The organism is Rhodococcus sp. NPDC057014 (assembly GCF_042673295.1).
Classification (GTDB): Bacteria; Actinomycetota; Actinomycetes; order Mycobacteriales; family Mycobacteriaceae; genus Rhodococcus_F.
In genome coordinates this window covers 1-9,291 of the sequence record NZ_JBHUSF010000347.1, presented here as the reverse complement: position 1 = coordinate 9,291, position 9,291 = coordinate 1, and the positions used below count along the sequence as shown (strand labels likewise).

Genomic DNA, 9,291 nt, shown 5'->3' with positions numbered 1-9,291 from the left:
CGTCCAGGGAGATTCGTGAGTGGGCGATCGGAGCGGGTCACGTAGTGTCCTCCCGCGGCCGGATCGCGGCTGAGATCGAGCGAGCCTTCCATGATGCTCAGGCAGAGCTGCCGGTGGCGTGAGTTGCGACAGTGCCTGATGGATTCGGAGCCCATCCTGCCGCGAAGGCGATGAGCCCTGCCCACCGTGTCGCCCGGTCATCGCGGACGCTGACGAGGTGACCGTCGATCCCCGCTCCCGCCGGCCTGGCCGGGGCGGGGCCCCACCGGCGTTATCGAGGCGCACATCACGGTGAGCGGACGGAGTCGGCCGAGTACGCTGACGCGGTCGAGACGGAGAGGTGTTGTGTCCATGAGTGAGCCGTATGCAGTAGTCGGAGCGACGGGTGGTCAGGGAGGCGCTGTCGTCGACGCGCTGCTCGAACGTGGACGCGAGGTCCGAGCCCTGGTCCGTCGAAGCTCTTCTCGCTCAGAGGCGTTGCGCCTACGCGGCGTCGACATTGCGGTGGCCGATATCACCGATCGAGCGGCGATCGCGTCTGCCGTCGAGGGGTGTGCGGGCGTGTTCGCCATGACAACGCCGTTCGAAGACGGCCCAGAGGCGGAGATCGCGCAGGGCGCCGCGCTGGTCGACGCGTTCGGTGATGCCGGTGTTCCGCACGTGGTGTTCTCTTCGGTGGCCGATGCGGACAGGAGTACCGGGGTCCCACATTTCGACACGAAGGCCGTGACCGAGTCGTTGCTGCGAGAATCCTCGGTCTCGCACACGATCGTCGGGCCGACCTACTTCTACGACAACTTGCTCGGTGGACTCGACGGCATCCGCGGAGGCCGGCTCGATCTGCCTCTGCCGGTCGATACCCCGCTGCAGCAGTTGTCGCGCCGAGACCTCGGTCGGTTCGTCGCCCTGGTATTCGATGATCCGGACCGATTTGCGCGGACACGAATCGACCTCGCGTCGGACGATCCGACCCCACGTCGCATGGCCGAGGTGCTCAGCAGCGTCCTCGGCACGCCGGTTCAGGCCCATGCGTCCGACGCGGACGCCATCGCCTCGCCGGACATGCGCGCAATGTTCCGCTTCCTCACCGACACCGGGTACGACGCGAACATCGGCGAACTGCGCCGGCTCTACCCCGAGGTGGGGTGGCAGAGCTTCGCCGATTGGGCAGCCGAGTTGGCCTGAGGTCTGCGGAGAACGCAAGGTCCGCAGTTCGGTGTCGGTGGAGGCCGTCGGCTCAGAGAGTGGTGACGAACCGCTCGAGCATCTCGAGCTGACGCTCCGACGACGTCTCGCCCGGCGTGAGGACACCCAGAATCTGCATGCCCATCATCATGTTGAGCAGTTGCTCGACCACGATGGTGACGTCGATGTCGCCGACGGTGCCCTCGTCGCGGGCCTGCTCGAGGAAGATCGCCATCTGCTCGCGCCAGCGGTCCATCGTCCGGCGGTTGGTCGCGGCCATCTGCTCGTCGTACATGGCCCGCGGCCACAGGGAGGCGGCGATCCGGGCCTCGAGAAGTTTCTCCTCGTTGATCGGCATCACCTCGCGGCACAGGATGCGCAGGGCGTCGAGGCCGGTCGCGTCGCCGAGCGCCTCGGTGATCCGCCGATCGGTGGCCTCGGAGATGTGCTCGTACGACGTCCGGAGGATCTCGTCCTTGCCGGCGAAGTAGTGGCTCAGCGCGCCATTGGTGTACCCGGCCTCGGTGGCGATGTCGCGCATGTTCGCGGCCTCGATACCGCGGGCCGCGATCAGCCGCCAGGCGGCGGCGGTGATGCTTCGCCGACGCTCGTCGTGATCCACGAGCTTAGGCACGACGTGTACCTGTCCCACCAGCGATCATGCGACCACGGTATCAATGAGCTCCGCCGAGATTGAGCACGACCACTCCGGAGACGACGAGACCGAGTCCGAAGATCTTCGTCGCGGTCAGCGGTTCACCGAGGAATGCAGCCCCGATCGCGACGATCGCCGCCGTCCCGAGCCCCGACCACATGGCGTAGGCGATCCCGACCGGCACCGTCTTGACCGCCTGCGACAGGAACAGGAACGCGAGAATGTAGCCGGCGAGGCAGCCGACCGTCGGCCAGAGCCGGGTGAAGCCCTCGGTGGACTTCAGCAGGCTCGTACCGAACACCTCGGCGGCGATCGCGGCAAGCAGGAACACGTACGGCATGGGGACAGGGAACCATGCCGGGAGCGGTGAGGCGTGCAGCGCCCCACCGCTCCCGACGGTGCCGTCTACGAGTACATGATGACGCCGCGGACGTTCTCGGCCTTCCGCATCGCCTCGTAGCCGTCGTTGATCTGGTCGAGCGTGTATGTCCTCGTGATCATTTCGTCCAGCTTCAGCTGACCCTCCATGTACAGGCGGAGCAGATGCGGGATGTCGAACCGGATGTTCGCGTTGCCGAACCATGCCCCCTTGAGCGTCTTGCGCATCGCCGTCAGATCGAACAGGTTCAGGTCGACGTCGTTCTGCGTGACATCGCCGACCGACACGTGGACGCACGTGCCGCCCTTCGCCACCAGGCTCATCGCCGGACCGATGATGCGGCCACTCGCATTCGCGACGGTGATGAGCACCTTGTCGGCCAACTGGCCCCACGTCAGGTCCTGGAGGAGGGGGAGGGCCTCGTCGATGCTCGCCGCGGTGTGGGTGGCGCCGAAGATCTTGGCCTGCTCCCGCTTGAACTCCGACGGGTCGACGACCACGACGTGCCGGGCACCGGCGAGCGCGGCGCCCTGAACCGCCCCGCACCCGACGCCGCCCATGCCGATCACGACGACGGTCTCACCGGCCTGGACCCCGGCCGCGTACACCGACGACCCCCAGCCGGTCGTGACACCGCAGCCGACCAGCGCCGCCTTGTCGAGCGGGATGTCCTTCGTGATCTTGACGCAGGACGCCTCGTTGACCACCGTGTACGGCGAGAACGTTCCGATCAGGCACTGGATGGCAGCGTCCTTGCCGCGCACGTGGTGGCGCGCCGTACCGTCCGAGATCTGCCATCCTTCGAGCAGGTGAGCACCCAGGTCGCAGATGCTGGACTGTCCGGTCGCGCACTGCCGGCACCGCCCGCACGCGGGGATGAATCCGAGTGCGACGTGATCGCCCTTCTCGACGCTGGTGACCCCCGCTCCGACCTCGAGCACGACACCGGCGCCCTCGTGTCCACCGATGAACGGGTAGTACTCGAGCGGCAGGCTCCCGTCCCGAACGTGTTCGTCCGAATGGCACATCCCCGACGCCGCCAACTGCAGCAGCACCTCCCCGTGCTTCGGCGGGTCGAGTTCCAGTTCTTCGATCTGCCACGGCTGACCGGGTTCCCACAACACAGCGGCCTGGGTCTTCATGTTTGCTGCTCCTGTCCGACGACGTCGATGGTGTACGGGATCAGAGGATGATGGTGACGACCTTCTCCTCGGTGTTGGCTTCGATTCCGGCCCAGCCGAGTTCGCGTCCGGTGCCGCTGGTCTTCATGCCGCCCCAGGGCAGGGCGGGATCGATCGGTGCCCAGCCGTTCACGGCCACCGCTCCGGCCCGGACCTTGCCGGCGTGGGTGTGGGCGTGGGAGACGTCGCGCGTCCAGATCGAGGCGGCGAGTCCGTAGTCGGTGGCGTTGGCGATCGCGATCGCCTCGTCGGTGGTGTCGAACGCGATGACGGTGCCGACGGGTCCGAAGATCTCCTCCCGCGCGATCTTCATGTCGTTGTTGGCGTCGGCGAAGATGGTCGGCTGGACGAAGAACCCGTCCCCGTCCGGGCGGCCGCCGCCGGCGGCGACGCGGGCGCCCTCGCTGCGTCCGGCCGCGATGTAGTCGAGGACGGTGTCGCGCTGCTTCGCGTTGACCAGGGCGCCCATGGTGGTGGCCGGGTCGAACGGGTCGCCGAGGACCTGGGCGGACGCGGCGGCGGCGAGACCGTCGACGACCTGCGAGTACAGCGACCGGTGCACCAGGATGCGGGTGCCCGCGGCGCAGACCTCGCCCTGGTTGAAGAACAGACCCATCGCGGTGCCGTTGATCGCGGCCTCGAGGTCGGCGTCCGGGAGGATGATCTGCGGGGACTTGCCACCCAGTTCGAGGGTGGTGCGCTTGAACGTGTCCGCGGCGCGCTTGGCGATGATCCGCCCGACGCGTGGGCTGCCGGTGAAGCTGATCTTGTCCACGCCCGGGTGGGCGGCGAGTGCGTCGCCGGCGATCTCGCCGAGGCCGGGCACGACGTTGACGGTGCCTGCGGGCAGTCCTGCCTCCTCGAGGAGCGTCGCGAGGTGCAGGATCGACAGCGGTGCGTCCTCCGGCGGCTTGACCACCAGGGTGTTTCCGGCGGCCAGCGCCGGGGCGATCTTCCACGCCGAGATCATCAGCGGGGTGTTCCACGGGACGATCGCGCCGATCACGCCGACCGGTTCGCGGACGGTGTACGAGTGGGTGGGCTGACCGAAGTAGCCGGCGGTCGGGATGGACTGGCCGGTGATCTTGTCGGCCCAGCCGGCGAAGTGCCGGAACGTGCCCGCGGCCATCGGGATGTCGAGCATGGTGGGCTGGCCGACGGGCTTGCCGACGTCGAGGGCCTCGAGCCGGGCGAGGATCTCGCCGTCGCGCTCGATGAGATCGGCGACCTTGTTCAGGATCCGTCCGCGGGCGGCACCGGGCAGTGATCCCCATTCACCGTTCAGCTGCGACCGCGCCGCGGCGACGGCGTCGTCGATGTCCTGCCCGGTTCCGGCGGCCACGTCGACGAGGGGGCGTCCGGTGGCCGGGTTCAGGTCGGTGAACGTTCCGCCGTCCGACGCCGGACGCCACTGCCCGCCGATGAACAGCTGCGTGGCGGTTCCATCAGGAAGCCCTGTGGCACTGACGTTCTCGTGTACTGCGGTCATGGCGTCAACTCTCCCGGTGGTGTTGTGATGGCTGTCACAAGCATGCGGGTGTGGGGGCGGCGTCGTCTTGCACGCACGCGCATGGTTGTTGCTCGTATGCGCACCGATTCGCCGTCCGCGGGCACCGAGTCGCGGTTTCCTGACAGTAAACAGCGCTGTTACGATGCGGGCGTGACGACTCGACCCGAGACCGAGGTTCACCGCGACACGGGAGACCCCGCGCCCGTCGAGCGGGAGGTACCGTCCGACACGCCGACCGGGCCCGACCTGGAGAAGGTGATCGCCAGGCAGGTCCGGGCGCTCCGCAAGGCCAGCGGGCTGTCCGTCGGCGACATGGCGGCCAAGGTCGGGATCTCCAAGGCGATGCTGTCGAAGATCGAGAACTCGCAGACGTCGTGCAGTCTGTCGACGCTGGCGCGGCTCGCCGCCGGACTCGACGTGCCGGTGACCTCCCTGTTCCGGGGTGCAGACACCGCCCGCGACGCCGTGTACGTCGAGGCGGGCCACGGCGCGGTCATCGTCGGACGCGGCACCCGGGTGGGGCACCACTACGAACTCCTCGGCGCCCTGCGCGGGCAGCACAAGCGACTCGAACCGGTGCTGGTCACGCTCACCGACGCCAGCGAGACGTTTCCGCTGTTCCAGCACGCGGGCACCGAACTGCTGTACATGCTCGAGGGCGTCATGGTCTACGGGCACGGCGAGGCCGAGTACACGCTGCGACCGGGCGACTCGCTGCTCCTCGACGGCGAAGGCCTGCACGGTCCCAACGACCTCGTGCGGTTGCCCATCCGGTTCCTCGCCGTCACCGCGTACCCGGACCATCACGAGGAGTGACCCGCACGATCTCGTCCTTCCTCCACGCCGTGTGCCGGGCGTAGAGTGGCGGGTGGTTCGAAAGGTCGTGGTAGCAATGTTGGCGACAGTTCAGATAGCGTCCGGCGGAAAAGCGGCGCTGCCCTTCGATCCCGCCGAGCCGGTCAGCCTGGCCACCGCGGGCGCGATCGGCCTCTACTATTTCGATTACGGCACCGATGCGCGGATGAACGCGGATGATCACGGCGACTTCTACGTCGTTCAGATTCCCCTGTCGGGCACGGCCCGAATTACCTCCGGCGCACAAGAATTCGACTCGACCATGACGGTCGCGTCCATTCTGTCGCCGGGACGCCCCGCAAGCATGGAGTGGCACGAGGGGCAGTCTCAGCTGATCATCCGACTGGCGCGCCGAACCCTCGAGGAGCACCTGCAGGAAATTCTCGGGAGTCCACTCGGCCAACCCCTGCGATTCGAGCCGCAGATGGAACTCGCAAGCCCCGCTGTGTGCGGGTGGCGTGAGGCGGTCGAACTGCTCGAACACGAGGTCGCGAATCATGCGGCAATCACGGGTGATTCGGCCGCGATGGAGGAATTCGACCGAATTGTGCTGACCCAGTTCCTGTCCGCCCAGCCGAACAACTACAGCGATCAGCTTCGGAGTCTGGCTCAGAGCCTGACGTAGTCGGCGACGCAGCACGGCCCTGCCCGCGAAATCTGCGGACAGGGGCCGGTGTGCGTGCAACGCTGCATCAGGCCTTCGCGGGGTCTCCCACCGCTTCGGCGGTGATGGCTTCCGCGCCGAGCACCGCGTCCGCGCCGTGCTTGGATGCGCCGGTGAGGCCGACGGCGTCGAGCACGTATGCCGTCTCGCCGTGGACGGACACGTCGAGACCGTCGTATTCGCTGTCCTGGTCGGCCCGGATGCCCATGAACTTCTTCAGTGCCAGGACAATCACCAGGGTGACGACGAAGCAGTAGGCGAGAACGGCTGCCACGGCGACGCATTGGCGCCACAGCACGTCGAAGCCGCCGCCGTAGAGAAGTCCCGCTGCGCCGTTGGGTGCGGCCGGATCCGCGAGGAACCCGATGAGAACGGTGCCGAGGATGCCGCCGACCAGGTGCACGCCGACGACGTCGAGCGCGTCGTCGTAGCCGAGCCGGTACTTCCAGGAGACCGCGAAGCAGCAGACCGCGCCGGCCGCGGCGCCGACCGCCAACGCGCCGAGTGGTGAGACGGCGCCGCAGGCGGGCGTGATGGCGACCAGGGCGGCGATCAGTCCGGATGCCGCGCCGAGCGACGTGGCCCGGCCTTCTCGCAACTTCTCGACGGCCAGCCACGCGCAGATGCCTGCGCACGCGGCGGCGACGGTGTTGAGGATGACGACGGACGCGCTGTTACCGGCGGACAGCGCCGAGCCGCCGTTGAACCCGAACCAGCCGAACAGCAGGATGCCGGCGCCGAGCATCGTCAGGGGAAGGCTGTGCGGGCGCGGCGAGACGGGGAACGTCTTGCGGGTCCCGAGAACCAGGACGACGGCGAGGGCGGCGATGCCGGCGTTGATGTGCACCGCTGTGCCGCCGGCGAAGTCGATGGCGCCGAGGGTGTTGGCGATCCATCCGCCGATCACCGATCCGTCCGCCGAGTCGAACGCGAAGACCCAGTGGGCGACGGGGAAGTAGACGAACGTCGCCCACAGTCCGGCGAACAGCATCCACGCGCCGAACTTCATCCGGTCGGCCAGCGCACCCGAGATGAGTGCCACAGTGATAGCGGCGAACAACAGCTGGAATCCCGAGACCAGCGCGGGTGGCAGTCCGGGTTCGGCGGGGGCCTCCAGCAGTGCACTGGAGCCGAAGAACTCGAGCGGGTCGCCCAGGAGGCCGAGACCGCCGAGGGAATTGCCGAGCACGGCCGAGTAGCCGAACACGATCCACAGCACGCCGACGACGGCGAACGCGCCGAACGTCATCATGGCCATGTTGAGCGTGTTGCGCACGCTGACCATCCCGCCGTAGAACATGGCCAGGCCGGGCACCATCAGGCTCACCGCCGTGAAGGCCGCCAGAATCCAGGCGGTGTCGGCCGCAGCGACTGCTTCGTTCATAGTCGTCCACCTTGATCGAAGATGGCGGGACACTCGCAGTGTCCGCCGATGGGAATCAATGTCTATCGTCAGTGAACCAAAGCGGAGATTGCGAAAATAGTGCGTCGCGTGACGAATGCGTTACGGATTCGACCCCGGCTTTGTGTCGCTGAAGGGGAGACGTTGTATCGTGGCAGTGGACATTGTGAGTGAGGAGTATGGGTGACAACAGCTCGCGGGGCACGCATCATCCGTCGCGCGGAACGTCGCATCACGCCGTGGGCCAACGGTGCGGGGACGACCGCGGAGATCGCCGCCGGCGCCGCGTCCCGGTGGCGGTTCAGCGTCGCGACGCTCGACGGGAACTCGACGTTCTCGCCGTTCCCCGAGGTGGACCGCATCTTCACGGTGATCGGCGACCATCCGGTGTCGCTCGACTTCGGCGACGCCCCGGCGGTGATTCCGCGCCTCAGCCCGACCCCGTTCGCCGGTGAGGACGGCCCCGCCTGCGTGGCGGCCGGGGCGACCGAGGCGTTCAACGTCATGGTCCACCGGTCCACGACGGCCGCCTCGGTGGACATCGTCGAGATCGGAACGGCGCACGAGATGCCCGCCGGCGGAAGGGAGGCCGTCCTCGCCCTGGTCCTGAGCGGAGGCCTCACGACGGACCTCGGGTCACTCGAACCCGGCGACTGCCTGCTCGTCGAACAGGGGTCGGTGCACCTGTCCGGACCGGCGTCGGTCGTGCTCGCCCAGGTCCTCCCCAGGTGAGTGGCAAAGCGTGCCGGGGGACACTTTGGCACTCACCTGGGGGAGTCGCCTCGGGATGGATCTGAACCAACAACGCGTCGCGTGATGCACCGTGCATCACCTGCGGATGCCGGTGATGCACCGTGCATCACCACCCCGGTCTTTCTTCGCAGCTTGTCGTTTTCGCCATGAGTGTCGGTCAGACTGTCGAGGCCAGGGTCGCGTTGTAGTGCGCGAGCATCCGTTCGACGAGCACCAGGCCGATCGTGCTCGGGAGTGGCACGGAATCATCGCTGTTGACGGTGAGAGCGGGATGGGCGGTCTGGGTGGGATCGGTGGCGAGCATCCACGCGAACTTGTCCTCGTTGTGCCTGCAGCGGTACACCAGTCCGTCGGCCGACGGCGCCGCCGCGAACAGTGCACGCGCCCAGGTTCGGTCGTTCTCGCCCAGATCCTCCCCAGGTGAGTGCCAAAGCGTGCCGGGGCACACCGTGGCACTCACCTGGGGCCATCACCTCGCGGTCGATCTGAACTATCAACGCGTCGCGTGATGCACCGTGCATCACATGTGGATGTGGGTGATGCACGGTGCATCACCGAAGGTCGCGGCCGGATGCGAGCGGGTCCAGTCCGGAATCGTCGTGCACTCTCGCTGAGTTCGATGGGAGATGGCTGCTCCGAGGGGTGGTGGCGGCGGTGATGCACCGTGCATCACCCGGAGATTGGTGATGCACCGTGCATCACCACCC

General features: G+C 67.6%; 11 protein-coding genes. 5 read left to right on the top strand and 6 right to left on the bottom strand.

Annotation, left to right across the window (positions count from 1 at the left end):
• Together ACFTZB_RS38820 and ACFTZB_RS38815 are read left to right on the top strand one after the other, a co-directional pair.
• Window positions 1-122: histone-like nucleoid-structuring protein Lsr2 (locus ACFTZB_RS38820; protein ID WP_378440212.1), on the top strand; the 122-nt coding region annotated here is incomplete at its 5' end.
• 223 nt (window positions 123-345) lie between these two features.
• Window positions 346-1,185 (top strand): NmrA/HSCARG family protein, encoded by an 840-nt coding sequence (locus tag ACFTZB_RS38815; protein ID WP_378440209.1) that lies wholly within the window; start codon window positions 346-348, stop codon window positions 1,183-1,185.
• A 52-nt stretch (window positions 1,186-1,237) separates the two neighbouring features.
• On the opposite strand, the gene ACFTZB_RS38810 is transcribed toward ACFTZB_RS38815, so the two are convergent.
• From ACFTZB_RS38810 to styD, 4 genes are all read right to left on the bottom strand, one after another.
• On the bottom strand, window positions 1,238-1,807 hold the full coding sequence (locus ACFTZB_RS38810) for a TetR/AcrR family transcriptional regulator (protein ID WP_095862695.1): 570 nt from the start codon (window positions 1,805-1,807) through the stop codon (window positions 1,238-1,240).
• 52 nt (window positions 1,808-1,859) lie between these two features.
• Entirely contained in the window at window positions 1,860-2,180 is a 321-nt protein-coding gene (locus ACFTZB_RS38805) for a DMT family transporter (protein ID WP_378440207.1), read from the bottom strand.
• 65 nt (window positions 2,181-2,245) lie between these two features.
• Window positions 2,246-3,361 (bottom strand): NDMA-dependent alcohol dehydrogenase, encoded by a 1,116-nt coding sequence (locus ACFTZB_RS38800; RefSeq protein ID WP_378440205.1) that lies wholly within the window; start codon window positions 3,359-3,361, stop codon window positions 2,246-2,248.
• A 40-nt stretch (window positions 3,362-3,401) separates the two neighbouring features.
• The gene (styD, locus tag ACFTZB_RS38795; protein ID WP_378440203.1) at window positions 3,402-4,889 is read right to left on the bottom strand and encodes a phenylacetaldehyde dehydrogenase StyD; all 1,488 of its coding nucleotides are present in this window, start codon (window positions 4,887-4,889) and stop codon (window positions 3,402-3,404) included.
• A 171-nt stretch (window positions 4,890-5,060) separates the two neighbouring features.
• Here styD and ACFTZB_RS38790 point away from each other — a divergent pair, with 171 nt between their 5' ends.
• Complete coding sequence (locus ACFTZB_RS38790; protein WP_012689757.1) at window positions 5,061-5,726, top strand: XRE family transcriptional regulator; 666 nt, start codon at window positions 5,061-5,063, stop codon at window positions 5,724-5,726.
• Between the two features lie 76 nt (window positions 5,727-5,802).
• Window positions 5,803-6,390, top strand: coding sequence for a transcriptional regulator (locus tag ACFTZB_RS38785; RefSeq protein ID WP_378440200.1), 588 nt, complete (start codon window positions 5,803-5,805; stop codon window positions 6,388-6,390).
• 67 nt (window positions 6,391-6,457) lie between these two features.
• On the opposite strand, the gene ACFTZB_RS38780 is transcribed toward ACFTZB_RS38785, so the two are convergent.
• Window positions 6,458-7,813 carry an ammonium transporter gene (locus tag ACFTZB_RS38780; protein WP_378440198.1) on the bottom strand — a complete coding sequence of 452 codons (1,356 nt, stop codon included), beginning with the start codon at window positions 7,811-7,813 and terminating at the stop codon, window positions 6,458-6,460.
• Window positions 7,814-8,014: 201 nt separating this feature from the next.
• On the opposite strand from ACFTZB_RS38780, the gene ACFTZB_RS38775 reads away from it, so the two are divergent.
• Complete coding sequence (locus tag ACFTZB_RS38775) at window positions 8,015-8,563, top strand: HutD family protein (protein WP_378440196.1); 549 nt, start codon at window positions 8,015-8,017, stop codon at window positions 8,561-8,563.
• A 178-nt stretch (window positions 8,564-8,741) separates the two neighbouring features.
• Here the strand turns inward: ACFTZB_RS38775 and ACFTZB_RS38770 are convergent, their stop codons facing one another.
• Window positions 8,742-9,044: a hypothetical protein gene (locus tag ACFTZB_RS38770; protein WP_378440194.1), complete on the bottom strand. Its 303-nt coding sequence runs from the start codon at window positions 9,042-9,044 to the stop codon at window positions 8,742-8,744.
• Window positions 9,045-9,291 lie beyond the last annotated feature (247 nt).

Bases quoted from the DNA above. Each gene is read 5' to 3' on its own strand.
- ACFTZB_RS38785 (WP_378440200.1), top strand. From the start codon at position 5,803: ATGTTGGCGACAGTTCAGATAGCGTCCGGCGGAAAAGCGGCGCTGCCC.
- ACFTZB_RS38780 (WP_378440198.1), bottom strand. From the start codon at position 7,813: ATGAACGAAGCAGTCGCTGCGGCCGACACCGCCTGGATTCTGGCGGCC.
- ACFTZB_RS38800 (WP_378440205.1), bottom strand. From the start codon at position 3,361: ATGAAGACCCAGGCCGCTGTGTTGTGGGAACCCGGTCAGCCGTGGCAG.
- ACFTZB_RS38805 (WP_378440207.1), bottom strand. From the start codon at position 2,180: ATGCCGTACGTGTTCCTGCTTGCCGCGATCGCCGCCGAGGTGTTCGGT.
- styD (WP_378440203.1), bottom strand. From the start codon at position 4,889: ATGACCGCAGTACACGAGAACGTCAGTGCCACAGGGCTTCCTGATGGA.